Below are 22,359 nucleotides of genomic sequence, written 5' to 3' on the forward strand. Positions count from 1 at the left end.
CTCGCCGCCGGCGAAGGGGCTACGCCGGCTGGTCGGGATGTGCGTGTGCTCGGGGACGAACAGCGACTCGAAGCCCCGGCTCTCCGCCTCGCGAGCCAGCTCGTCGATGCGGATCGCGTACTCGGTCGAGAAGATGCAGAGGCCGATGTCCATGATTCCTCCCTACGTCGTCGGCGACAGCGAAAAGTGCGTGTGGGTGGCGAGCCAGCGTCCGGCCCGCCGCTCGAAGAGGATCGTCAACCGCCCGGGGCGCGGAAAGGTCGACCCGTCGGGACGGGTCCCGAAGGAGTCCCAGCGGGCGGCGACCCAGCCCTGGTTGCCGTGGAGGCCGCCGCGGGCGTGGTCGGCGTCGATCGTGAACTCGCGGATGTGCGGCCACACCTGCCGCCACTGCTGCTGCATGACCTGATCGATGCCCTCCACCATCTCGGCCCGGGTGCCGAAGGCCAGCATCTCGGGGGCGCACAGCGCGCGCCCTGCGATGAAGTCCTGAGCCCGGACGCAGGCCTGCAGCCGCCTGAGCCAGTCGCGGAGCGGGGCGAGGGGGTCGCCCTCGGCGACCTCGTTGGAGATCTCCACGAGGTTGCCGTCGGGGTCGCGCAGGTAGATCGATTCGATGGGCCCGCGGGCGCCGGTGCGCCGCACGGGCCCCTGCTCGATCGCCACCCCGCAAGACTTGAGATGGTCGATCCACTGGGCCAGCGGCTCCGCGGTGAGCAGGCACAGATCGGCCGAGCCCGGCGTGGGCCGCGCCGCCACCAGGGTGAAGCCCCCACCGGCAGGATGGATGTTGATCTTCTGGTCGCCGAAGCGCAGCGCCGTGCGACCCTCGCCGAAGGCCATGACCTCCATGCCCAGCACGCGCTCGTAGAACGCCGCGGTGGCGGGGAGGTCGCGGACGGTGAGCACCAGGTGATCCAGGCGCTCGAGGTTCACAGGAGCACGCTTTCCGGCAGGAACGCCGACACGATCCAGTTGGGTGCGTCGACGATCTGGCTGATCTTCAAATCCGCGGCCACGCTGCACAGCACGTAGGCTTCCTCCCGCGTGAGCCCCCGTTCCTCGACCAGATGCTCGATCATGTAGCGGGTGGCCTGCTGGGCCGATCGGTAGAGGTCGGGGCCGTGAGCGGTGGTGGCGTAGTGGGGGCCCACGTTGGTGCGGGCCGCGATGGGCCCGCGGGTGCGCAGGCGCGGCTCCGGCAGCTTCCGATCGGTCAGTAGATCCAGGCGCAGCGTGACCTGGGCCGCCATCTCCACCGCGTTGATACACACCTCGCCGTCGCCCTGGGCAGCGTGGCCGTCGCCCACGCTGAACAGCGCGCCGTCCACCCACACCGGCAGGTAGAGGGTCGTCCCGGCCGTGAGCTGCTTGATGTCCATGTTGCCGCCGTTCTTCCGCGGCGGCAGGGTCGTGTGGCCGCCCGGCTCGTCGAGGGCGACGCCCATGACGCCGGGGAACGGTTCGATGGGCACGGCGACACGGCTACCCAGGCGAGCCAGCAGGCCGTCGGAGAGATCCCAGATGTGCACGGAGGCCTCCAGGAATTCCTCGGGCAGCAGCCCGCGGCCGGGGATGATCTGGGTGTAGCCGAACGAGGCGGCCGGCTTCATGTCGACGATCTCGACCACCAGCACCGTGCCCGGGCGCGCCCCGCGGACGCGGACGGGACCCGTGAGGGGATGTCCGCGGAAAGGCGGCTTGGCGGCCGCATCCGCCGCCGTGGAGGTCGGGGTGAACCAGCCGTCGGCGGCGTCGCGCGTCCGGAAGACGACGGTGTCGCCGGGGTCGATCTCGAGCCGCGGCGGCAGCGCGTGGTTCCATTCGTAGTGGACCAGGCTGGCGTCCAGCTCGTGCGTGGCCATGGTCAGGGCACCGGCAAGCGGCGGTGGCGGCGGGCTACGTCGACGGACGGGGCGCCGGGCCCAGCCAGGACGATCGTCAGCGTGGCGGTCAGGACCAGCAGGGAGAACTCGTAGCCGGCGAGGGTGGGGCGCCCCTCCGGGCCCTCGACCACCTTCATGAAGAAACCCTGCGGCGCGTGCAACAAGAAGACCGCGGCGGCCATGATGGGGACCTGGGCCAAGGCGGCGACAAGGGTCCAGAGGCCGAGGACGAGCAGCAGCCCGCCGAGGGCGTGCGCGACGATCAGGTACCAGGCCAGCGGCGTGCTCAGCGCCGGCGGGTTGCCGAGCCGCACGATGTAGTCGGCCATTCGGGCCGGCCCGAGGACCGCGAAGGCGAAATAGCCGTGCATGATGAAGATCACGCCCAGGACGACGCGCAGGAGGGCCAGGCCCCAGGCGGGCGCCGTGTACATGTCAGGCCAGCTCGTCCCACACGACCATGCCGGTCCCCGTGCGCCAGGCGATGGCCGGCATGTAGGCGAGCACGTCGGCCGGTCCCCGCGTGAAGGCCAGCGCCAGGATCCAGGCGTTCAACTCGGCGGTGCCTCCCGAACCCGCCTGCTCCATCCGCTCCAGCGTGCACTCCCGGAGCAGGGTCTGGTGGTCGCCCTTCTTGAGCAGATCCAGAAACCAGCGGTCGAACTCCTCGTCTACCCAGAAGTAGCGGGGCCCGCCGGGCTCGTGGCTGAGGCCGCCGGTGGCGAGGATGGCGATCCGCTCGGGTCCCGGCCAGGCCTTGAGCATGTCGCGCAAGACCAGCCCCACCTGGTAGCAGCGCTCGGGGGTGGGGATGGGCGGGACGGTGCAGTTCATGGTGATGGGCACCAGCGCCGTGCGTCCCTCGGGATTCAGGTAGTGCATGGGCACGGAGATGCCGTCGTCGAACTGCATCTGGCGCAGATAGGCGAAAGCCAGCCGCCGACGGGCGCCCTCGTTCACGACGTAGCGCGCCAGCGCCGGATGCCCGGGGATGCGGTACCGGCCGAGGGCCAGCCACTCGTCGTACCATTCCGCCGGCCCCACGTGTTCGGGGCCGATGCCCACCGTGAACTCCGGGATGTTGTTGATGGGCCAGTTCAGCAGGTGATCGTTGGAGAAGGCCAGGACGACGTCGGGGCGGGCCGCCTCGAGCCGCCGGCGCAGCTCGCCGAGCGCGCGGCGGGCCTCCTGCTGCTGCTCGAGGGGCGCGCGGTCGAACCAGCCGGTCAGGCCCGGGGAATGCGTCATGGCCAGCGCCGCCACGATGCTGGCCATCAGTTCCTCGCTCGCCGCTGCAGCCGCTCGGCCTCGGCGAAGGCCCGCGCCGTCTCCTCGGGGAAGGCTCGACGGTAGGCCTCCAGGGCGGGGTGGCTGTTCGCGTTCGCGGAGGCCCCGAAGAACAGGCGCATGATCTGGGGGATGTAGTACTGGTGCACCCCCAGCTCGTTCAGGCGCCGCACGTCCCGCGCCTGGAGCGCTTCGGACTCCTCGCGACCGAGCCCGAACTCGCGGCAGAGGCCGTCGAGGTCCGTCTGCCACCGCTCGCGGAGCCGCGCGTCTTTGCGCACGTAGAACATCATCTCGTTCAGCGGCAGGGTCTTGTCGCAGCGCTCGACGTTACCCACGCTTCAGGACCCGGGGATTGACCTTGACGAACATGATGACGCACCGCTCGGTGCCCAGATTACGGACGTCGTGGGGCACGTTGGCGGGAAATCTGATGATCGAGCCGGCCGGCACGACGTAGTCCTCGCCGCCCACGCTCATGGTGGCTCGGCCCTCCAGCACGAAGATCGCCTCCTCCTCGCCGGGATGGTGGTGCATCACGGTGGACTGCCCGGGCTCGTAGCACGCGATCTCGGACCACAGCTGATCGGTCTTGAACAGCATCTTGCGGACGCGCTTGTCGGAGGCGAACTCCTTGAGGGCGTGGAGATCGAAGACCTGCGCGACGCGCTGGCTGGTCGCTACGGCGGCCTCGTTCATGGCGCCTCCTCGGGGCGCCTAGTGTACCTCACGGCGGTGCGGGAGGATGGTCCTCTTGACTTCGTCGCCATTTGGTCTGACAGTGACCGCGCAGCATGTTCACCTCGGTCCGGGCGCCCCGCGTCTACGAGCACATCGTCGAGCAGGTCGAGCGGGCGATCTTTGCCGGGCGCCTGCGCAGCGGCGACCGGCTGCCCCCGGAGCGGGAGCTGGTCCACCAGTTCCGGGCCAGCCGGGTGGCGGTGCGCGAGGCCCTGCGCACGCTGGAGCATCGCGGCCTCATCGAGGTGCGTCACGGCTCGAGCGGCGGCCACTTCGTCCGCCACGTCGACGCCAGCCTCCTGCGCCGCGACTTCGCGACCCTGTTCCGGCTGGGCCGGGTCACGTTGCCCCAGCTCACCGAGGCCCGCCTGATGGTCGAGCCCGAGATCGCCCGGCTGGCCGCCGAGCGCGCCACCGAGCCCGACCTGCAGCTGCTCGCCGACGCCGTCGACGGGCAGCTGGAAGCGAAGGACCGGTTCCACCGGTTGCTGGCCGCGGCGGCTCGTAACCCGGTGCACGCCGTGCTGGTGGACGCGCTCACTGACCTGGGGCCGCGCCCGTGCCCCGAGGACGACGAGGCCGTGTCGGTCGCCCACAAGACCATTTTCGCGGCCGTGGCCGCCCGCGACCCCGAGCGGGCCCGGGCCGCGATGGCTGCCCACGTCGTCGACGTCCAGCGCCGCCTCGGGCGCACGCGATCGGAAGCGTCCTAGCCAGGCACGTCCTGCCGGTCGCCGCCGCGCTCGCTGCCGTCGTCGTGGCGGCGTGGCCACTCCCCGCCGGCGCCCACGCCACCGGGGCCGGCGTCATCCTGCTCCTGCCGACCCACCTGTACATTGCGGGCGGGGCGATCACGGTGGCCGTCTCGTTCGCCCTGACGATGCGCACCTCGCCGCGGTTCGTGGCGCGGGCGCTGTCGCTGCGGTTGGCCCTGCCCGTTCCCATCCCGGTGCGCCGTCATCTCGAGACGGCGGCGAGCCTCCTGGGGCTGGCCGTGACCGGCGTGCTCGTCGTCGCCGGCGTGGTGGGCAGCCGCGACCCGCTGGCGAATCCGCTGCCGCTCTTCGTGGCCAGCTCCCGCTCCTCGTCCTCATGATCGGCTATACGATGCTCGGTCTCTGGCTGCTGTCGACGCCCACCGCGAGTTGAGTCGATGACGCCGCCGTGTTAATAGACGATCGCGTCTGATCCACGTCCACCAGGAGGTCGGCCATGGCGAGCAGGTCGCGACGGAATTTTCTGAAGGCCGCGGGCGCGCTCGCGGTCGCGACCTCCTTGCCCGCTCCATGGACCCCCCGAGCCGTGGCCCAGGGCGGGTCGGCGCCCCTCCGCCTGGGCTTCCAGGTGCACCGCACGGGCATCGGCGCCGTCTACGGCCGGTGGTACGAGCGGACGACCACGGCGGCGGTGAAGCTCATCAACGAGAAGGGGGGCATCGCCGGCCGGCCCATCGAGATCGTGGCCGAGGACGACGGCACCGATCCCAAGCGGGGCGCCGAGGTGGTCGAGAAGCTGGCCGTGCAGCACAAGGTCGATCTCATCTTCGGGACGCTGTTCTCGCACGTCGTCATCGCCTCGGCCCCGCGGGCCGGCGAGCTCAAGATCCCGTATCTCGTCGTCAGTGAGGGCTACCACGTGGCTTCCGGCCGGCTGAACCGCTACGTCTTTCAGCCCGGCATCACCGACGTGCGGTCGCAGGTCACCGCGGTGGCGCCCTGGATCCTCAAGAACCTCGGCAAGAAGGTCACATTGATCTTTCCCGACTATGCGTTCGGCCACGATCACCGCGACTTCTTCAGCCGAATGGCCGCGGCTCAGGGCGGGACCGTCCGCGCGCTCGTGCCGATTCCGCCCACCGAGACCTCCTTCACGAAGTATTTCCCGCGCGTGCCCGCCGACACCGACGTCGTCTACCACGTCATGGTGGGCCCCGGCGTCCTGACCTTCGTCAAGGAGATGGGCGAGCATTTCGGCCGGCGGCGGCCGCAACTCTTCGGGTTCGTCGATTCGCTGGAGGGCGTCGACCTGGCCAGCCCCGGACTCGAGTTCCTCGAAGGCACCTACTTCTGGGAGGCCTTCCCCCGCTACGCCAGCCCGACCACCCCGGCCCACGTGCGCACGTACCGTGAGCGGGTGGGCGTCAACGACAGCGGGGCCAGCGTCGGCGATCCCAAGGACGTCTCGACCTTCTCGCACATGTTCGGCTGCTGGGAGACGCTCTTCGTCATCAAGCGAGCCGTCGAGCAGAGCCGCTACCGGAACCCCGGGGCCGGTGACTACAAGGCCTTCGTTGAGACGCTGGAGGGCTTCTCGTCCTTCCCCGAGGGCCTGGAGCACCCGCAGGGCGCCAAGCGGTTCGTGGGCCGGCTGCACCAGGTGTTCGGCCACCAGACGATCTCCCGGGTCGAGAAGCGGCGGCTCGGCGTGGTGCACCGTACCGCGATCGAGGACTCGATGTACCCGCCCGAGGCCGACTACACCAAGCAGCCGCTGTGAGCAAATCGGAGGGGGCGACGCACTGGCGCGCCCCGTAGGGCGCGACGGCCCCCCTCCGAGGCCTCCCCCAGGATTGCGCGGGCAAAGCCCGCGCTGGAGCACTCGCGCTCATGAGCGTCGGGCCGCACCTGCTGCTCGCGCTGCTGGAAGGCACGGTCGGCGCGCTCGTACTGGCGCTGACCGCGCTGGGCCTGTCCCTCGTCTTCGGCGTCATGCGCATCGTCAACGTCGCCCACGGCGAGTTCTTCATGCTGGGCGCCATCGTGGCCTGGTACGTGTCCACGACCACGGGGAGCTTCGCGGCCGGGCTGGTGGTCGCGCCGCTCGTCGTCGCCGCCATCGCCGTCGCCGCGGATCGGCTGGTCCTGCGGCGCGTCGGCTACGAGCCCGAGAGCACTATCGTGGCCACCATCGGCCTGCTCTACATCCTGCAGCAGCTCGTCCTCACGACCTATGGGCCCTACGCGCGTCCGGTGGAAGCCCCCGTGTACTTCCGCATCGACTTTCCCTGGTTCGGCTACTCCGGCTACAAGGTGATCGTCGCCGTGGTGGCGGCTGGCCTCCTGGGGATCACGTGGCTCGCGCTGTCCCGGACGAGGCTGGGGTTGCGCATGCGGGCCACTCAGCAGGATCGGGAGATGGCCCAGGCCTTCGCGATTCCCGTCGCCCGGATCTACACCATCGCCTTCGGCCTGGGGGCCGCGCTCACGGCCGTGGCCGGCGCCCTCATCGTCCCCGTGCAGCAGGCGCATTACCTCATGGGGCTCGACGCCTTGCTGATGTCCTTCGTCGTCGTGATCCTGGGCGGGCTGGGCAGCCTGCGGGGGACCCTGGTGGCCGCCTTGCTGGTCGGCCTCAGCGACGGCGTCGTGTCCGTGCTGTTCTCGCCGACGCTGGCCAAGATCGTGGCCACGCTGCTGGTCGGGCTCGTGCTGGCCGTCCGGGGGCGTGGGCTCTTCGGGGAGGAGACGGCGTGAGGCGACGTCCCGACGGCCCCGTGCTGGCGCTGCACGCGGGCGTGGTGGCCCTGCTCGGCCTGCTGCAGCTCCTGCTTCCCCCGTTTCACCACGGCATGATGGCCCGGATCATGGTGCTCGCCGCCTACGCGACCGGCTACAACCTGCTGCTCGGCTACACGGGGCTCATGAGCCTGGGCCACGCCATGTTCTTCGCCGCCGGCATGTACGGCGCCGGGCTCACCATCCAGCATCTGGGCCTGGGGGCGGCGGCCGGCTTCGTCGGCGGCATCGGGGGCGGGCTCGCGGTGGCGGGGCTGGTCGGTCTCATCACGCTCCGGACGGCGGGGCCGGCGTTCCTCATCGTGACCATGATGCTGGCCCAGGCGTTCTACCTGGCCACCCTCTACTTCAACGAGCTCACGATGGGCGATCAGGGCTTCATCCTCGCCGGACTGCACCTGCAGGTCGGGCCGTGGCGACTCGTCCTCGCCGACGCCAGTGTCAAGTACAACGTCGCGCTCGTCGTCTTCGCCGGATGTCTGTTCGGCAGCCTCGGGCTGGTGCGCTCGCCGATCGGCCGGATCCTCGTCGCCGTTCGCGAGAACGAAGAGCGGACGCGTCTGCTCGGCTACAACACGGCCGGGTACCGCTTCGTGGCCGTGGTCGTGTCCGGCCTCATGTCGGCGGTGGCCGGCGCCGTCTACACGTTGCTCTTCTCGTATGTGGGGTCGAGCTTCGCGGGCATCCTCTACTCCATCTACCCGCTGCTGTGGACGCTGCTGGGCGGGGCGGGGACGACGCTGGGTCCCCTGATCGGCACGCTGCTCATGACCTATCTGGTCGACGTGACGAGCGGGCTCACCACCGGCTACCTGATGGTGGTGGGCGCCGTGCTCGTCGTGACGGTCGTCTGGCTGCCGACCGGACTGATCGGCGGCGTCAGAGGCCGGTGGGCGCGGTGGCTGCCCTGAGCGCCCTGCTGGAGACGCGGGCCCTCACGCGGCGCTTCGGCGGGCTGGAAGCCGTCAGCCGCGTGGACTTCCGGCTGGAAAACGCGGAGGTGCGAGCGCTCATCGGGCCCAACGGCGCCGGCAAGACGACGCTGGTCAGTCTCATCAGCGGCCGGCTGGCGCCGAGCGCCGGGCAGGTGCTGTTCGGCGGCCGGGACATCACGCGCCTTCCCGCCTGGCATCGGGTGGGGCTCGGGATCGTCTACACCTTTCAGATCACCAGCGTCTACCGGCGGCTGAGCGTGCACGACAACGTGGCCCTGGCCGCCCAGCGCCGGCGCCTGCGCGGGCTGACCGACTGGCTCGCGCTCGACCGCGCGGCAGTGGCCGCCGATGTGGACCGCGCCCTGGCCACCGTCGGACTCGGCGGGGTTCAGGACCAGCCAGCCGGCGCGCTGCCCCACGGCCACCAGCGGCTACTGGAGATCGCCATGGCCCTGGCGCTGCGTCCGGCCCTGCTGATCCTCGACGAGCCCACGCAGGGCCTGGCCGCCGCCGAGACCGACGCGGTGATCGCTCTCGTGCGGCAGGTCGCTCGGGGCGCTACGGTGCTGGTCATCGAGCACAACATGGCGGTCGTCCTGGAAGTGGCGGACCGGGTCACGGTGATGGACGGCGGCCGCATCATCGCCGAGGGCACCCCCCGCCAGATCGAGGCGGATGCCGGTGTGCAGCGCGCGTATCTGGGCCGATGATTCTCCGCCTCGATCGGGTCAACGCGTATTACGGGGGCGCTCACATCCTGAAGGACGTCTCGCTGGAGCTGGCCGGCGGGCAGGTCCTGGGACTGCTGGGGCGCAACGGCGCGGGCAAGACGACGACCCTGCGAGCCGTCATGGGCCTGGTGCGCGCGGGCTCCGGCCGGATCACGTTCGGCGATGCCGACCTCGGGCGGTTGCCGGCCCACGAGATTCCACGGCTGGGGATCGCCTATGTCCCCCAGGGGCGGCGGCTGTTCGGGGACCTCACCGTCGCCGAGAACCTCACGATCGGCCTGCTCGTCCGCGGCGGAGGCGCCGAGACGCTGGAGCCCGTGCTGGAGCTGTTCCCCGTGCTCCGCGAGCGTCTGCGCCAGCGCGCCGGCACGCTGTCCGGCGGCCAGCAGCAGATGCTCGCCACCGCGCGAGCGCTCTGCGCGCGCCCGGCCATCCTGTTGATGGACGAGCCCGGCGAAGGCCTGATGCCGACGCTGGTGGACCGGCTGCTCACGAGCATCGCCGCGCTCAAGGCCCGCGGGGTCGGGGTGCTGCTCGTGGAGCAGAAGGTCGACGCCGTCCTCCGGGTGGCCGACCGCGTGGCCCTGATCGACAACGGTCGCATCGTCCGCCAGGCGACGCCCGCCGAGCTGGCCGCCGAGCCCGAGGTGTTGTTGCGGCACGTCGGCGTCCGGCGCTGAGACGTCGGAAGCGATCACGCGGTTGCCACCTGCCGGGCGGTCTGCCAGAATCGCGACGTGCGGTCAGCCGCCGCCGGACGCTAGACACGTGGAGATTCTGCCGTTCCGGGGTTACCGGTACGCCGTGGCCGAGGCGCAGGACATCTCGACGGTCGTGGCCCCGCCCTACGATCAGATCAGTCCCGAGACGCAAGAGCGCTTGCTGGCTCTCAGCGCCCACAACGTCGTCCGCGTCACGCTGCCCAAGGACGAGCCGGGGTTCGACCGGTACCAGCGGGCCCGCCAGGTGCTCGAGGAGTGGCTGGCGGACGGGGTGTGGGCCCCCGAGCAGCGCCCGGCCCTGTATCCCTATCACCAGACGTACGCGGTGCAGGGGCGTCAGGTGACGCGGGCCGGTTTCATCGGGCTGGGCGAGGTCACCGAGTACGCGCGGGGCGTGGTGCGGCCCCACGAGCGCACGCACGCCGGGCCCAAGCAGGACCGACTGCGCCTGCTCGAGGCGACCGGCGCCGACGTCGGCCTGCTCTTCATGCTGATCAGCGACCCTCGCGGCGCCCTGCTGCAGGCGACGCGCCCTCAGGGCGACCCCATCGCCGAGGCATACGACCTGCGGGGCGAGTTGCACCAGCTCTGGCGGATCACCGACGATGTCACCATCGCCCGCCTGCGGACGCTGATGGCGGGCAAGTCGGTGATCATCGCGGATGGACACCACCGCTACGAGACGGCGGTGGAGTACGCGCGCCAGCATCCGGGAGCGCGCCTCAAGCTCATGGCCTTCTGCACCCTGGAGGCGCCGGGGCTGACCATCCTGGCCAATCACCGGCTCGTCCGGGGCGTGGACGGCTTCTCGCTCGACCGGCTGGCGGAGGGCGCGCGGCCGTGGTTCGAGACGGCGCCCCTGGCCGACCCGCTGGGCTTCACACCGACCAACCGTGTGATCGGCGTGGTGAGCGCGGGCCAGGCGCTGACCTTCCGTCTGCGCGACGAGGCGATGGCCAAGCTGCCGTGGCCGCCGGACACGTCATCCGCGTGGCGCGCCCTGGCCGTCTCGATCCTGCACGAGGGGATTCTCAAGCCCTTGCTGGACATCACCGAGGCCAAGCTCGACGCCCGGAGCCACGTGGACTACACCGCCGACGCCGGTGAGGCGGTGCGTTCGGCTCGCGCCGGCGCCTGCCAGGCCGCCTTCCTCATCGCCCCGACCACGCCCGACGAGCTGCGCGCCGTGGTCGAGGGGGGCGAGCTGCTGCCCCAGAAGTCCACCCACTTCTATCCGAAGCTCCTCGACGGCCTCGTGTTCCACCGGCTGACGGAGGTTTGATCGCCTGGCCCGGCCCCCGCGTGCGGATGTGATCCGCCTGACCGGCGCGCGCATCAAGCGGGTGGAGGACCCGCGGCTGCTCCGCGGGGGCGGGCGCTACGTGGCCGACCTCGCCCTGCCCGGGATGCTGGCGGTGGCCTTCGTTCGCAGCCCCCACGCTCACGCGGAGGTCCGTGCGGTCGACGTGGCCGGCGCCCGCGCCCGGCCCGGCGTGCTGGCGGTCGCGACGGCGGCCGACCTGCGCGGGAAGGCTCGCCCACTGGCGCCCCGGCTCGACGGCGGCGGCTTCACGCCCACGGAGTGGCCCGCGCTCGCCGAGGGCCGCGTGCGCTTCGCCGGCGAGGCGGTGGCGGCGGTTGTCGCGGACAGCGCCGCGCTGGCGGTCGATGCCTGCGAGGCCGTCGTCATCAGCTACGGGCCGCTGCCCGCGGTCACCTCGATCGATACGGCTCTGGCGAGGGGCCAGGTCCTCTTCCACCGCGACTGGCGCCACGGCGAGGTCGACGCCGGCTTTGCCACGGCGCCGGTGGTGCTGCGCGAGCGGTTCAGCCACGGACGCTGTGCGCCGGTGCCGCTGGAGCCTCGCGGTCTCGTCGCGGACTGGGACGGCGCGACCCTCACCGTGTGGGCGTCGACCCAGACGCCCCAGATCCTCCGCTCGGCCCTGGCGGCCAGCCTGGGGCTGGGTGAGGCGCGCGTCAGGGTGATCGTGCCCGACGTCGGTGGCGGCTTCGGGCTCAAGGTGCACGTCTTTCCCGAAGACGTTGCGGTCGCCGCGCTTGCTCGCACGCTGGGACGCCCGCTGAAGTGGGTCGAGGCGCGGCGGGAGAACCTGGCGGCCGCATCGCATGCGCGCGAGCAGCGGGTCGACCTGGAGGTGGCGGCCGATGGCGATGGCCGCCTGCTGGCCCTGCGGGCCCGGGTGCTGTCCGATGCGGGCGCCTATCACATCCACGGGCTCACGCAAGCGCTCGAGCCGCTGGGCACCGCCGCCATCCTGCCCGGGCCGTACCTGACGCCGGCCTACGCCTACGAGGCCGTGGCGGTGGCGACCAACAAGCCCCCGCTGGGCGCCTACCGCGGCGTGGGAATGACGATGGGCGCCTTCGTCATGGAGCGCGCGCTGGATCTGCTGGCCGGGCGGCTCGCCCTCGACCCCGCCGACGTGCGGCGCCGCAACCTGATCCCGCGCGAGGCCTATCCGTTCACGTCGGCCAGCGGGATGACGTACGACAGCGGCGATTATCACAAGGCGCTCGATCTCGCCCTCGATCTGGCGGGCTACGAGCAGCTCAAGCGCGACCGCCAGCGCGCCCGGGCCGCCGGGCACCGGGTGGGGATCGGGGTCGCCTGCTACACGGAGTACACCGGCATGGGGGCCGAGGTCTTCCGCCGACGCGGCATGCGGGACATCCCCGGCATCGAGGCCGCGATGGTGCGCATCGAGCCCGACGGGACCGTGCGCTGCGCGGTGAGCTTCCCTTCCCAGGGCCAGGGCCATGCCACGGCGCTGGGGCAGATCATCGCCGACCGGCTGGGCGTGCCGGTCGAACGCGTCGTGCTGCAGCCGATCGACACGCACGGCGGGCCGGCGGGCAGCGGGACCTTCGGCAGCCGGGGGGCCGTGGGCATGATGGGCGCCGCCGGCGCGGCGGCCGATCGGGTGCGGCAAAAGGTGACGCGGCTGGCGGCGCACCTGCTGGAGGCCGCCCCCGAGGACATCGTGCTTCAGGAGGGCGGGGCCCACGTCACCGGCCTGCCCCAGCGGGCGGTGTCGCTCGTCGACATCGCGCGCGCCGCGTACGCGCCGCCTGTCGGCGGCCTGGGCCCAGGGGTGGAGCCGGGGCTCGAGGCTACGATCTATTTCGATCCCCCGGGCGCGACCTTCTCGGGGGCCGTCCACGTGGCCGTGGTCGAGGTGGATCCCGAGACGGGCCGTGTGCGCGTGCTGGGCTACACCGTGGTGGAGGACTGCGGGCCGCTGATCAATCCCATGCTCGTGGAGGGGCAGGTGCACGGCGCCGTGTGTCAGGGCGCCGGCGAGGCCCTGCGGGAGAGTATCGTCTACGACGAGGACGGCCAGCTCCTCACCGCGACCCTCATGGACTACGCCCTGCCGAGGGCGGACGAGCTGCCCGAGCCCCGGATCGGCCACCTGGAGACGCCTGCTCCTCATTTCCCGGGCGGCATCAAGGGCATGGGCGAGGGGGGCACCATCGGCGCCCCGGCGGCGCTCGCCAACGCCGTGGCCGACGCCGTGGGCGCGCGCGGCGTCACCATCACGCGGCTGCCCATTCGCCCCGCCGACCTCATCGGCATGCCTTGACACGGGTGAGGCGGCTCCGTACCCTTTCGACTGGTAGCCGCGGTACCAGCCGACAGGAGGTGGGCGCCGATGACGTGGGAGACACCCGCGTTCGTGGAGATCAAGATGGACGCCGAGATCAACTCGTACCAGGATGATTTCGATCGCGACGACCCGGATTCCTTCTAGGGGCGGCGCTCCCGCACGCTGAACAGCCCTTCCCGGCCGGCCCCGCAGGCCGCGCGAAGGGCTGTATCATCTCGGTCACCGTGCGCATTCGGGTCCTCGGCTCGGCAGCAGGGGGCGGAGCGCCGCAGTGGAACTGCGGCTGTGGAAACTGCCGCGGCCTGCGCCAGGGGACGGTACGGGCGCAGCCGCGCACGCAGGAATGCGTGGCCGTCAGCGCCGACGGCGACGCGTGGTTTCTCCTCAACGTCTCGCCGGAGATCCGAGCCCAGATCGAGAGTTTTCCTCCGTTGCACCCGCAGGCGGCGCGGCATTCCCCCATCGCCGGCATCGTGCTCACCAACGGTGACCTCGATCACTGCCTGGGCCTGCTGTCGCTCCGCGAGTCGTACCCGCTGACGGTGTACGCGACCGATCGCGTGCGGCGCGGCTTCACCGAGGACAATGTCCTCTACCGCACCCTGCAGCGGTTCGACGGGCAGGTGATCTGGCGGGTGCTGAAGTTCGGCCACGAAGAAGAGATGACGGCATCGGGCCGGCCCACCGGGCTCGTGCTGTCCGCCCTCGCCGTCCCCGGCAAGCTGCCGATCCACCTGGAGGGGCGTGTACCCCCCGATCCCGAGGACAACGTGGTCCTGCGCATTCGGCAGTCGGCAACCGGGCGCACGCTGGCCTACGCTTCCGCGGTGGGCGCGGTGACGCCGGCCGTGCGTGCCGCACTGGCCGGGGCGGACTGCGTATTCTTCGATGGGACGTTCTGGTCCAGCGACGAGCTACCCGTGCAGGGGCTCGGCACCAGTCGGGCCGAGGACATGGCCCATGTGCCGGTGGGAGGGCCGCAGGGCAGCCTGGTCGCGCTGGGGGCGATGCCGGGGACGCGGCGAATCTTCATCCACATCAACAACACCAACCCGTTGCTTCGCGAGGACTCGCCGGAACGGCTGGCGATCGTCGCGCAGGGCTGGGAGCTCGCCTTCGACGGCATGGAGATCGTGCTATGAGCGAGGCCTCACCGCGCCCGCCGCTCTCGGCGGACGCCTTCGTGGAATGGCTGCGCCGCGAGGGCGAGACACGGTATCACGACCATCACCGCTATCACGTGCTGATGCACGACGGGAAGCTCACCCGGCTCCAGCTCCAGCAGTGGGTGCTCAACCGCTACTACTATCAGACCCGGGTCCCCATCAAGGACGCGATCATTCTCTCCCGGTCGGAGGATCCGGCCTTCCGGAGGATGTGGATCCGGCGCATCCATGATCACGACGGTGACGAAGCGGGGGCGGGCGGGCTCGAGCTCTGGCTCCGGCTGGCCGAGGGGGTCGGGCTCGACCGCGAGGAGGTCGCGAGCTGCCGCGCGGTGCTGCCCGGTGTGAGGTTCGCCTGCGATGCCTACGTCGCGCTGGTGCGCGAGCGCAGCCTGGTCGAGGCGGTAGCGTCGTCGCTGACGGAGTTCTTCGCCCCCGATCTGATGACCCGGCGGGTCCTGGCCTGGGAGCGCCACTACCCATGGGTCAGCCGCGAGATGCTGGAGTACTTCCGATCTCGGGTGCCTCGGGCCCGACGCGATTCCCAGGAGGCGATCGACTTCGTCGCCCGTCACGCCACGACCTACGAGTTGCAGGCCCGCTGCGTGGCGGCGCTCGTCCGGAAGACGGAGATCCTGTGGCACCTGCTGGATTGCCTGTACGCGGCCTACATCGAGCCGGGCTGGGGGCCGGCGGGTGGGCGGGCATGATGTCGCCGGCGAGCCGGCCCCGGTTGGCTTCCAAAGCCCGGATTCGCTTCGACCGGCGGGGCCAGCAGTACATGTTGCTCTATCCCGAGAAGGGGTTGGCCCTGAACTCCACGGCCGCCGCGGTCGTGAGGCTGTGCACGGGGGAGCACACCGTCGAAGCGATCGTGGACCGGCTGGCCGCCGAGTCCGGAGGCGAGCCACGCGAGCGGGTGGAGCGGGAGATTGTGGCCTTCCTGCAGGCGCTGGCCGATCGCGGCCTGGTGAAGGACGGCATGTGAGCAACCCCCACCGGCCGTATACGCTCGTCGCCGAGCTGACGTACCGGTGCCCGCTGCGGTGCGTGTACTGCTCCAACCCGCTCGACTACGCCCGCCACGACCAGGAGCTGGACACGGCCGCCTGGCGCCGGGTCTTCCGCGAGGCGGAGGACCTCGGCGTGGTACAGCTCAACCTCACCGGCGGCGAGCCGCTGCTCCGGAGCGATCTGGAAGCATTGATCGAGGAGGCGCGGGGCCTCGATCTCTACACCAACCTCATCACCAGCGGCATTCCGTTGACGGTCGAGCGGCTCCGCTCGTTCCGCGCCCGCGGGCTCGACAACGTCCAGCTCTCGCTCCAGGACGTCGAGGCCAGCGCCTCCGACCGCATCGCCGGCCACCGCTCGTTCGCCCGGAAGCTGGAGGTGGCTCGCGGCGTGAAACAGGCCGGCATGTCGCTGACCCTCAACGTCGTGCTGCATCGCGAGAACCTGGGCCGGGTGTCGGAGATCGTGGCCCTGGCGGAGTCGCTCTCCGCCGATCGGCTGGAGCTCGCCAACACGCAGTATCTCGGCTGGGCGCTGCTCAACCGCGCAGCGCTCCTGCCCGGCCGCCGCCAGCTGGAGCAAGCGCGGGCGGTGGCGGCCGCCGCCCGGGACCGGCTGCGCGGCCGCATGGAGGTCCTCTTCGTCACGCCGGACTACTACGCCCGCTTCCCCAAGGCCTGTATGGACGGCTGGGGCCGGCGGTTTCTCGTGATCAGCCCGGACGGGCTCGTCCTGCCCTGCCACGTCGCCCACACCCTGCCTGGTCTGAAGTTCGACAACGTGCAGGAGCGCGGCCTCGCCGAGATCTGGGACGATTCCCCCGGCCTCAATGCCTTTCGGGGCGAGCGGTGGATGCCGGAGCCCTGTCGAAGCTGCGACCGGCGTGCCGAGGATTTCGGCGGCTGTCGCTGCCAGGCCTTTCACCTGACGGGCGACGCGGCGGTCACCGATCCGGCCTGCTCGCTCTCGCCGCACCACGCCATCGTGGAAGCCGCCCGTGAAGACGCGACGTCGATCAGCGCCCCGCCACCGGCCTTTCAGTATCGTGGGCCCCGGGCGACCGCCGCCCGCCGAGGGTTCGGGGGCGGGTCGGGCCGCCGGGCCCGGCCGCGTTGACAACGCCGGGTCCGCGTATTACGTTTCGCCGCGCGTCGAAGGTCCACTGCACACCGGTCGAGGCTCCTCGCTCAAGGGAGGCAGTTATGGGGGTCGCACGAAGCACGGGCATCATCGTGGTCGTCCTGATCGCGCTCGGCGCCTGGCTCCTCTCGCCGGAGCCCGCTCTGGGGCAAGCATGGAAGCAGGGGCAGCCGCCGGAGCTGGCCAACTCGCCGCTGGCGCCGGTCCCGTCACCGCCGACGCCGACGCCGGCCGCCAAGATTCCCGTCAACAAGATCAAGTTGCCACCCGGCTTCAGCATCAGCGTCTGGGCCGACGGGCTGGCCAATGCCCGGCAGATGGCCTGGGGATCGAAGGGCACGCTCTTCGTGGGCACGCGCGTGGCCGGCAACGTCTACGCGGTCGTGGATCGCGGCGGCAAGCGCGAGGTCAAGACCATCGCCAAGGGTCTCACCCAGCCCAGCGGCCTGGCCTTCAAGGACGGCGCGCTGTACGTCGCAACGATTCCTAACATCATCAAGTACGAGAACATCGAGGCCAACCTCGACAGCCCGCCGGCCCCGAAGACCATCTACGTGTTTCCGCCGGACGCGCATCACAACTGGCGGTTCCTGACCTGGGGACCGGACGGCAAGCTCTACTTCAACATGGGCGCCCCCTGCAACATCTGCATGCCGCCCGACACGCATGCCAACGTCTCGCGCGTCAACCCCGACGGGACGGGCTTCGAGTACGTGGCCTTCGGCGTGCGCAACAGCACCGGCGCCGACTTCCATCCGGTGACCAAGGAGCTCTATTTCGTCAGCCACGGTCGCGACTGGGGAGGCGACGACTTCCCCAACGACACGCTCCACCACGCTCCCAAGAAGGGACTCCACTTCGGTTACCCGTACTGCCATCAGGGCGACACTCCTGATCCCGACTTCGGCAAGGGTCGCTCCTGCAGCGAGTTCGCGCCGCCCCTGCTGAAGCTCGGCGCCCACGTCGCGCCCATCGGCACCCGGTTCTACACGGGAAGCCAGTTCCCACCCGAGTATCGGAACCGGCTCTTCATCGCCCAGAAGGGCTCCTGGAACCGCACGGTGAAGCAGGGCTACCGGGTGATGACGGTCGAGCTCAAGCCGGGCCAGCCGCCGAAGTACGATGCGTTTCTCAGCGGCTGCCACGAAGGCAACACCGTCCTGTGCCGGCCCACGCACATCGAGTGGATGCCCGACAGCTCGATGCTGCTGTCCGACGACTACCACGGAGCGATCTACCACATCAGCTACAAGCGTTAGATAAGCGGGAGGGGGCCTCGACGGCCCCCTCCCGATCCTCCCCCCAGGAACGATTGCGCCGGCGGAGCCGGCGCTCGGAAGCGGTGATACGCTGGGCGCCGGTGAATCTCCCGGCTCGCCTGCCTCGCATCATGAACGTCGCTTCGTTCGGTGCCGGAGTCCTCATGGGAGCTGTCCTCGTTAGCCTTGCACCCGTGCGCGTTGCCGGCGGGGGTGATGTCGACCCGGGACGGAAAAAGGCCGAGGTCTGTGTGCCCTGCCACGGTCCGGAAGGCAACGCGGTCACGCCGGGCGTGCCGTCGCTGGCCGGCATGCCCGCTTTCTACACGCACTGGCAGCTCATCATGTACCGCGACGGGCGCCGCCGGGACGCCCAGATGTCGCCGTTCGCCGCCAACCTCACCGACACGGACATGGCGGACCTGGCCGCCTACTACGCCGCCCGGCGCCCGCGCGCGCGTCCGGTCGAGGTCGACGCGGCCCGGGCCGCCGCAGGCCGGCCGCTGGCCCAGCGCCTTCACTGCGGGTCGTGTCACGGCCCGCAGTTGATGGGGCAGAACCAGGTGGCACGCCTGGCCGGGCAGGACTTCGATTACCTCCTCAAGCGGCTGCGCGGCTACAAGGCCAAGACGACGAGCGATCTCGACGGCATGATGACGATGGTGGCGCAGTCCTTGAGCGAGGAGGACATCCAGAATCTGGTGCACTTCATGGCCGGGGCCGCGCCGACGACGGCCCCCGAGCCGAAAGGATCAGAGCGATGAAGAAGTGGCTGCTGGTGGCCTCCACGATGCTCGCCGGCGCTCCCGCGTGGGCGGGCGGCTCCGACTACGCCATCGTGCCCGGCGCCCGTACCGCGATCGAAGGCAAGGTCTCGGAGTGGGCGGTGCCGACCCCTCGGTTCGCGCGGGACCCCGCGCCGGGGCCGGACGGGAACATCTACATCGCGGTGATGGGCGGCAATCGGATCGCCCGCTTCGACACCCGGGCCAGGTCCTTCACCGAGTGGGATCTGCCGCCGGGGGCCCGACCTCACGGTCTGCTGGTCGACCGGGCGGGCCAGGTCTGGTACACGGGCAACGGCAACGGCACGATCGGCCACCTCGATCCCGTCTCCGGCAAGGTGATCGAGCATACAGTGCCGTCCGGCGGCGACCCCCACACCCTGGTGACGGACGGCAAGGGGACGATCTGGTTCACCGTCCAGGGGGGCCAGCGTATCGGACGGCTCGACACGAAGACGGGCCGGTTCACCGAGTACCGGACACGCGGCAATCCCTACGGCCTCGCGCTCGATCGCGCGGGCGCGGTGTGGTTCTGCCAGTTCGGCGGCGACCGCCTCGGCCGCCTCGACCCCCAGAGCGGCGTGATCACGGAGCTGGCGATGGCGCCCGGATCTCGTCCGCGACGCATGGCGACGGCGCCGGACGGGTCGTTGTGGGTGACGCTCTACGGCCACGGCAAGCTGATCCGGGTCGACCCGGCCACGCGTGAGGTCGTGAAGGAGTACGCGCTGCCGGCGGGGCCGACGGGCGGGCCCTACGCGGTAACCGTGGACGCGGCCGGCGTCGTGTGGGTCAACGAGATCCAGACCGACACCGTCGTTCGGCTCGACCCGAAGACCGATGCCGTCCGCGTGGTCACGCTGCCGTCCCGGAACGCGGGCATCCGCAAGATGATCGTGGACGCCGAGGGCCGGCTCTGGTACATGGGCAGCCACAACGGACGGCTGGGAGTGATCGAGTGATCCGCGCCGCCGCGGTCGCCGCGGCGCTGGTCGTGGCCGGGCCCGGCCGCGTCGCCGCCGGCGACGCGCTGTGGGACGTGTTGAAGGCGGGTGGCCAGGTCGTGCTGCTTCGCCACGCGACCACCACGCCCGGTGCCGGCGACCCTCCCGGCTTTCGCGTCGAGGACTGCGGGAGCCAGCGCAACCTCAGCGAGGAAGGGCGGGCGGAGGCCCGCCGGCTCGGCGCCGCCTTTCGGGCCCGCGACATTCCCGTCGGGCAGGTGCTCTCCAGCCGCTTCTGCCGGTGCCTGGAGACGGCGCGGCTAGCCTTCGGGCGGGCCGAGCTCCACCCTCCGCTGGACAACCTGATTCACGATCGCCGCCGTGAGCCCGAGCGCGCGGCCGCCATCCGCGCCCTGGCCGGTGAGCCTCCGCCCGCCGGCAACCTCGTCATCGTCACCCACGGTGTCAACATCGCCGCCGCCATCGGCCTGCATCCGGCGCAGGGAGAGATGATCGTCATCACTCCCCGCGGCAATGGAGCCTTCCAGGTCCGCGGCCGGATTCCGCCGCCCTAAGTCTCCTCCTCCACCTCGCCGTCCCATTCGATGGCGATCCCGCGCTGGACCGACTGCGAGGCGGGACAGCCCTTCTCGTGCACCTCGATGGCCCGGCGGGCGTCATCAGCCTTGCCCGGGGGCACGCGGACCTTGTAATGGACTTTGATGCGCGTGATCAGGGGACGGCCGTCCACGTTCTCGATGAACCCCTCGGCGTCGGCCTGCAGCCGATCGGGCTGGGTGGGGATCTTCCGGGCCGCCAGCGCACCCGCTAGCGTGCCCGTCATTCAGCCGGCGACCGCGGCGATGATGTGGTCCAGCGTCGTCGGTTGCTCCTCCTCGGGCTCGACGCCGTAGAACGCCTTGACCCCCCCGTGGAGGCCGTAAACCACCGGCTCGGCGAAGGGCGCGATGTAGGCGCGGCGGCGGGGGCCCTTGTCCTTCACAATGCGGACCCGCGAGACGTGCAGCACGTCACCCATTGAAGGCTCCTTTCGGGAGGTTCGGGCTCAGCCCCGGGAGGATACGACGCCCGGCTTGGCGACCGCGCTGGTCTTCGTCCGCTCCCCGCTCACGCTTCCCCGCTCTTCGTGCCACAGCAACGGCAGGGCGAGCAAGGGCAGGAGCCCCAGCATGCCGACGACGATCATGAGCTGCCCGAGGTTCGAGTAATCCTGCTGCGTGACGTTGAAGAATTCGTTGAGGTACTGGGTGAAGAGCTGGCTGGCCGACAACGCCAGGTTCATCAGCGAGGCCATGATGGCGAACATGGTGGCTTCGGCGCCCCGGGGGGCCGTCTTGGCGATGAGCACCAGCATCGGCACCATCGTGAGCTGGGCCAGCGGCGCCGAGATCGTGGTGTCGATGAAGGCCAGCGTGCGGGCGCTGATGCCCAGCCACGTGTGCAACCCGTAGAAGAGACCGATGTTGGGCAGGTAGAGGATGGTCCCGGCGATGACGACCCACAGCAGGGTGAAGCTCACCGGGCGCGTGACGATCGTCTTGCGGAAGACGAGGAGGCCGAGCAAGCTCAGCACCGAGCCGACCTGGGCCAGGATGCCGAGGAACTTCTGATCGAAGCCGAGGCCGTCGACCGCCCAGTAGCTGTACCCCTGGCCCACGCCGGGCGTGGCTCGAAAGAGGAAGATCACGATGGAGGCCACGGCCACCCCCCGGGAGATCCCGACCTTCTGGAGCAGCAGCCCGATGAGCACCATCGAGACGACGAGCACGATCTCCCGCGAGAACGCGACCTGCAGCGTCTCCAGGGCCACGCCGAACGCGGCGTAACAGAGACCGACCACCAGGACCAGCCGCGCCTTGCCGCTGCTCAGTGGGCCAGCCCGGTCGGCAGCCGGCGCCACCACCCGGGATGGCCGTCTGCTGCGTAGCGGCAGGACCAGGCTCAGCGCCACCAGCAGGGGCAGCACGGTGGCCACGGCGAACGTCGGGCGAGAGCCGATGGTGCCGGCCAACCAGCCGGACAGGTAGCCGACGCTGATGCCGCCGAGCAACAGGGCCATGCGACCGAGCGTCTGGATCTGACCGATCTCCTCGTCCGTCTCGGCCACTTCCACGCTCAGGGCATCGGCGACGACGTCCTGCACCATGAAGCCGACGGTCACGAGCAGGCCGGCCACCAGGTAGGCGGCCTTGGTATCGACGCTGGTGGCCAGCAGCCCGTACCCGGTCAAGCTGAGCCCACCCCCGAGCAACAGGTAGGCCGTGCGGCGGCTTCCCAGCAGGGGGTAGACGTCGGAAGCCACGCCGGCAACCATCTTCATGGACCACGGCAGACTCAACCAGAACGCGATCCCGGCGGCCTCGGCCGGCGTCAGCTTGAGGACATCCTTCTGGAAGAAGAGCTCGGCCACCCCTGTCACGACGCTGGCGCCGTAACAGAAATAGGTCATCAAGATCGGAGTCCAGGCGAGACGAAAACCGCCGAGCATTCCTCGCACTGTCCCCATCGTACAGCAGAATAGCTTCAGTGTTCTCGCGGGTTATGCGGACCGCGGGTGGCCGGCGCGACGCACGAGATGCGC

General features: G+C 70.6%; 27 protein-coding genes and 1 pseudogene. 18 read left to right on the forward strand and 10 right to left on the reverse strand.

The genetic code is table 11. The features are described from left to right. Positions 1–162 precede the first annotated feature (162 nt). From VFR64_14030 to VFR64_14060, 7 genes and pseudogenes are all read right to left on the reverse strand, one after another. Positions 163–579: a nuclear transport factor 2 family protein gene (locus VFR64_14030; protein ID HET9490857.1), complete on the reverse strand. Its 417-nt coding sequence runs from the start codon at positions 577–579 to the stop codon at positions 163–165. Beyond that, a pseudogene (locus VFR64_14035) lies at positions 559–936 on the reverse strand (VOC family protein). The gene VFR64_14030 and the pseudogene VFR64_14035 overlap by 21 nt, the downstream one beginning before the upstream one ends. Then, complete coding sequence (locus VFR64_14040; GenBank protein HET9490858.1) at positions 933–1,865, reverse strand: acetamidase/formamidase family protein; 933 nt, start codon at positions 1,863–1,865, stop codon at positions 933–935. Before VFR64_14040 ends, VFR64_14035 begins: the two are co-directional and overlap by 4 nt. Before the next feature lie 2 nt (positions 1,866–1,867). After that, positions 1,868–2,320, reverse strand: a complete 453-nt coding sequence (locus tag VFR64_14045) for a DoxX family protein (GenBank protein ID HET9490859.1) — start codon at positions 2,318–2,320, stop codon at positions 1,868–1,870. Between the two features lies 1 nt (position 2,321). Then, positions 2,322–3,161, reverse strand: coding sequence for a hypothetical protein (locus tag VFR64_14050; GenBank protein ID HET9490860.1), 840 nt, complete (start codon positions 3,159–3,161; stop codon positions 2,322–2,324). After that, the gene (locus VFR64_14055) at positions 3,161–3,511 is read right to left on the reverse strand and encodes a hypothetical protein (GenBank protein ID HET9490861.1); all 351 of its coding nucleotides are present in this window, start codon (positions 3,509–3,511) and stop codon (positions 3,161–3,163) included. The genes VFR64_14050 and VFR64_14055 overlap by 1 nt, the downstream gene beginning before the upstream one ends. Then, entirely contained in the window at positions 3,504–3,872 is a 369-nt protein-coding gene (locus VFR64_14060) for a cupin domain-containing protein (GenBank protein ID HET9490862.1), read from the reverse strand. The genes VFR64_14055 and VFR64_14060 overlap by 8 nt, the downstream gene beginning before the upstream one ends. Before the next feature lie 95 nt (positions 3,873–3,967). Between VFR64_14060 and VFR64_14065 the strand changes: the two genes are divergently transcribed. From VFR64_14065 to VFR64_14150, 18 genes are all read left to right on the forward strand, one after another. Continuing rightward, positions 3,968–4,627 carry a GntR family transcriptional regulator gene (locus tag VFR64_14065; protein ID HET9490863.1) on the forward strand — a complete coding sequence of 220 codons (660 nt, stop codon included), beginning with the start codon at positions 3,968–3,970 and terminating at the stop codon, positions 4,625–4,627. A 44-nt stretch (positions 4,628–4,671) separates the two neighbouring features. Further along, positions 4,672–5,010 (forward strand): hypothetical protein, encoded by a 339-nt coding sequence (locus tag VFR64_14070; protein ID HET9490864.1) that lies wholly within the window; start codon positions 4,672–4,674, stop codon positions 5,008–5,010. A 116-nt stretch (positions 5,011–5,126) separates the two neighbouring features. Continuing rightward, positions 5,127–6,410: an ABC transporter substrate-binding protein gene (locus tag VFR64_14075; GenBank protein ID HET9490865.1), complete on the forward strand. Its 1,284-nt coding sequence runs from the start codon at positions 5,127–5,129 to the stop codon at positions 6,408–6,410. 110 nt (positions 6,411–6,520) lie between these two features. Beyond that, positions 6,521–7,387: a branched-chain amino acid ABC transporter permease gene (locus VFR64_14080; protein HET9490866.1), complete on the forward strand. Its 867-nt coding sequence runs from the start codon at positions 6,521–6,523 to the stop codon at positions 7,385–7,387. Beyond that, positions 7,384–8,340: a branched-chain amino acid ABC transporter permease gene (locus VFR64_14085; protein HET9490867.1), complete on the forward strand. Its 957-nt coding sequence runs from the start codon at positions 7,384–7,386 to the stop codon at positions 8,338–8,340. Before VFR64_14080 ends, VFR64_14085 begins: the two co-directional genes overlap by 4 nt. Continuing rightward, the gene (locus tag VFR64_14090) at positions 8,337–9,074 is read left to right on the forward strand and encodes an ABC transporter ATP-binding protein (GenBank protein HET9490868.1); all 738 of its coding nucleotides are present in this window, start codon (positions 8,337–8,339) and stop codon (positions 9,072–9,074) included. The genes VFR64_14085 and VFR64_14090 overlap by 4 nt, the downstream gene beginning before the upstream one ends. Further along, on the forward strand, positions 9,071–9,775 hold the full coding sequence (locus tag VFR64_14095; GenBank protein ID HET9490869.1) for an ABC transporter ATP-binding protein: 705 nt from the start codon (positions 9,071–9,073) through the stop codon (positions 9,773–9,775). Before VFR64_14090 ends, VFR64_14095 begins: the two co-directional genes overlap by 4 nt. Before the next feature lie 88 nt (positions 9,776–9,863). Then, on the forward strand, positions 9,864–11,099 hold the full coding sequence (locus VFR64_14100; protein HET9490870.1) for a DUF1015 domain-containing protein: 1,236 nt from the start codon (positions 9,864–9,866) through the stop codon (positions 11,097–11,099). Between the two features lie 28 nt (positions 11,100–11,127). After that, positions 11,128–13,425, forward strand: coding sequence for a xanthine dehydrogenase family protein molybdopterin-binding subunit (locus tag VFR64_14105; GenBank protein ID HET9490871.1), 2,298 nt, complete (start codon positions 11,128–11,130; stop codon positions 13,423–13,425). 69 nt (positions 13,426–13,494) lie between these two features. Then, a complete protein-coding gene (gene pqqA / locus VFR64_14110; protein HET9490872.1) occupies positions 13,495–13,593 on the forward strand; it encodes a pyrroloquinoline quinone precursor peptide PqqA in 99 nt (32 codons plus the stop codon). An 80-nt stretch (positions 13,594–13,673) separates the two neighbouring features. Continuing rightward, positions 13,674–14,591 (forward strand): pyrroloquinoline quinone biosynthesis protein PqqB, encoded by a 918-nt coding sequence (gene pqqB / locus VFR64_14115; GenBank protein HET9490873.1) that lies wholly within the window; start codon positions 13,674–13,676, stop codon positions 14,589–14,591. Then, positions 14,588–15,325 carry a pyrroloquinoline-quinone synthase PqqC gene (gene pqqC / locus VFR64_14120; protein ID HET9490874.1) on the forward strand — a complete coding sequence of 246 codons (738 nt, stop codon included), beginning with the start codon at positions 14,588–14,590 and terminating at the stop codon, positions 15,323–15,325. The genes pqqB and pqqC overlap by 4 nt, the downstream gene beginning before the upstream one ends. Further along, positions 15,322–15,603: a pyrroloquinoline quinone biosynthesis peptide chaperone PqqD gene (gene pqqD / locus VFR64_14125; GenBank protein HET9490875.1), complete on the forward strand. Its 282-nt coding sequence runs from the start codon at positions 15,322–15,324 to the stop codon at positions 15,601–15,603. Before pqqC ends, pqqD begins: the two co-directional genes overlap by 4 nt. Beyond that, positions 15,600–16,745: a pyrroloquinoline quinone biosynthesis protein PqqE gene (gene pqqE, locus VFR64_14130; GenBank protein ID HET9490876.1), complete on the forward strand. Its 1,146-nt coding sequence runs from the start codon at positions 15,600–15,602 to the stop codon at positions 16,743–16,745. The genes pqqD and pqqE overlap by 4 nt, the downstream gene beginning before the upstream one ends. 86 nt (positions 16,746–16,831) lie before the next feature. After that, positions 16,832–18,028, forward strand: a complete 1,197-nt coding sequence (locus tag VFR64_14135) for a PQQ-dependent sugar dehydrogenase (GenBank protein HET9490877.1) — start codon at positions 16,832–16,834, stop codon at positions 18,026–18,028. 101 nt (positions 18,029–18,129) lie between these two features. Beyond that, the gene (locus VFR64_14140) at positions 18,130–18,792 is read left to right on the forward strand and encodes a c-type cytochrome (protein ID HET9490878.1); all 663 of its coding nucleotides are present in this window, start codon (positions 18,130–18,132) and stop codon (positions 18,790–18,792) included. Further along, positions 18,789–19,775: a hypothetical protein gene (locus tag VFR64_14145; protein HET9490879.1), complete on the forward strand. Its 987-nt coding sequence runs from the start codon at positions 18,789–18,791 to the stop codon at positions 19,773–19,775. The genes VFR64_14140 and VFR64_14145 overlap by 4 nt, the downstream gene beginning before the upstream one ends. Then, entirely contained in the window at positions 19,772–20,332 is a 561-nt protein-coding gene (locus tag VFR64_14150; protein ID HET9490880.1) for a histidine phosphatase family protein, read from the forward strand. The genes VFR64_14145 and VFR64_14150 overlap by 4 nt, the downstream gene beginning before the upstream one ends. Here VFR64_14150 and VFR64_14155 read toward each other — a convergent pair. The 3 genes from VFR64_14155 to VFR64_14165 are packed head-to-tail and all read right to left on the reverse strand — an operon-like array spanning position 20,329 to position 22,227. Beyond that, positions 20,329–20,601 (reverse strand): OsmC family protein, encoded by a 273-nt coding sequence (locus tag VFR64_14155; GenBank protein HET9490881.1) that lies wholly within the window; start codon positions 20,599–20,601, stop codon positions 20,329–20,331. The two genes, VFR64_14150 and VFR64_14155, sit on opposite strands and share 4 nt — an antisense overlap. Further along, positions 20,602–20,796 carry a hypothetical protein gene (locus VFR64_14160; GenBank protein HET9490882.1) on the reverse strand — a complete coding sequence of 65 codons (195 nt, stop codon included), beginning with the start codon at positions 20,794–20,796 and terminating at the stop codon, positions 20,602–20,604. 27 nt (positions 20,797–20,823) lie between these two features. Then, on the reverse strand, positions 20,824–22,227 hold the full coding sequence (locus tag VFR64_14165; protein ID HET9490883.1) for a hypothetical protein: 1,404 nt from the start codon (positions 22,225–22,227) through the stop codon (positions 20,824–20,826). Positions 22,228–22,359 lie beyond the last annotated feature (132 nt).

Source organism: Candidatus Methylomirabilota bacterium (assembly GCA_035709005.1).
Lineage (GTDB): Bacteria > Methylomirabilota > Methylomirabilia > Rokubacteriales > CSP1-6 > 40CM-4-69-5.

What these genes read in the sequence shown, in the direction of transcription:
- VFR64_14040 (HET9490858.1), bottom strand. Translation starts at nt 1,865, where the DNA reads ATGGCCACGCACGAGCTGGACGCCAGCCTGGTCCACTACGAATGGAAC.
- VFR64_14045 (HET9490859.1), bottom strand. Translation starts at nt 2,320, where the DNA reads ATGTACACGGCGCCCGCCTGGGGCCTGGCCCTCCTGCGCGTCGTCCTG.
- VFR64_14050 (HET9490860.1), bottom strand. Translation starts at nt 3,161, where the DNA reads ATGGCCAGCATCGTGGCGGCGCTGGCCATGACGCATTCCCCGGGCCTG.
- VFR64_14060 (HET9490862.1), bottom strand. Translation starts at nt 3,872, where the DNA reads ATGAACGAGGCCGCCGTAGCGACCAGCCAGCGCGTCGCGCAGGTCTTC.
- VFR64_14065 (HET9490863.1), top strand. Translation starts at nt 3,968, where the DNA reads ATGTTCACCTCGGTCCGGGCGCCCCGCGTCTACGAGCACATCGTCGAG.
- VFR64_14075 (HET9490865.1), top strand. Translation starts at nt 5,127, where the DNA reads ATGGCGAGCAGGTCGCGACGGAATTTTCTGAAGGCCGCGGGCGCGCTC.
- VFR64_14080 (HET9490866.1), top strand. Translation starts at nt 6,521, where the DNA reads ATGAGCGTCGGGCCGCACCTGCTGCTCGCGCTGCTGGAAGGCACGGTC.
- VFR64_14095 (HET9490869.1), top strand. Translation starts at nt 9,071, where the DNA reads ATGATTCTCCGCCTCGATCGGGTCAACGCGTATTACGGGGGCGCTCAC.
- pqqA (HET9490872.1), top strand. Translation starts at nt 13,495, where the DNA reads ATGACGTGGGAGACACCCGCGTTCGTGGAGATCAAGATGGACGCCGAG.
- pqqC (HET9490874.1), top strand. Translation starts at nt 14,588, where the DNA reads ATGAGCGAGGCCTCACCGCGCCCGCCGCTCTCGGCGGACGCCTTCGTG.
- pqqD (HET9490875.1), top strand. Translation starts at nt 15,322, where the DNA reads ATGATGTCGCCGGCGAGCCGGCCCCGGTTGGCTTCCAAAGCCCGGATT.
- VFR64_14135 (HET9490877.1), top strand. Translation starts at nt 16,832, where the DNA reads ATGGGGGTCGCACGAAGCACGGGCATCATCGTGGTCGTCCTGATCGCG.
- VFR64_14145 (HET9490879.1), top strand. Translation starts at nt 18,789, where the DNA reads ATGAAGAAGTGGCTGCTGGTGGCCTCCACGATGCTCGCCGGCGCTCCC.
- VFR64_14155 (HET9490881.1), bottom strand. Translation starts at nt 20,601, where the DNA reads ATGACGGGCACGCTAGCGGGTGCGCTGGCGGCCCGGAAGATCCCCACC.
- VFR64_14160 (HET9490882.1), bottom strand. Translation starts at nt 20,796, where the DNA reads ATGGGTGACGTGCTGCACGTCTCGCGGGTCCGCATTGTGAAGGACAAG.
- VFR64_14165 (HET9490883.1), bottom strand. Translation starts at nt 22,227, where the DNA reads ATGACCTATTTCTGTTACGGCGCCAGCGTCGTGACAGGGGTGGCCGAG.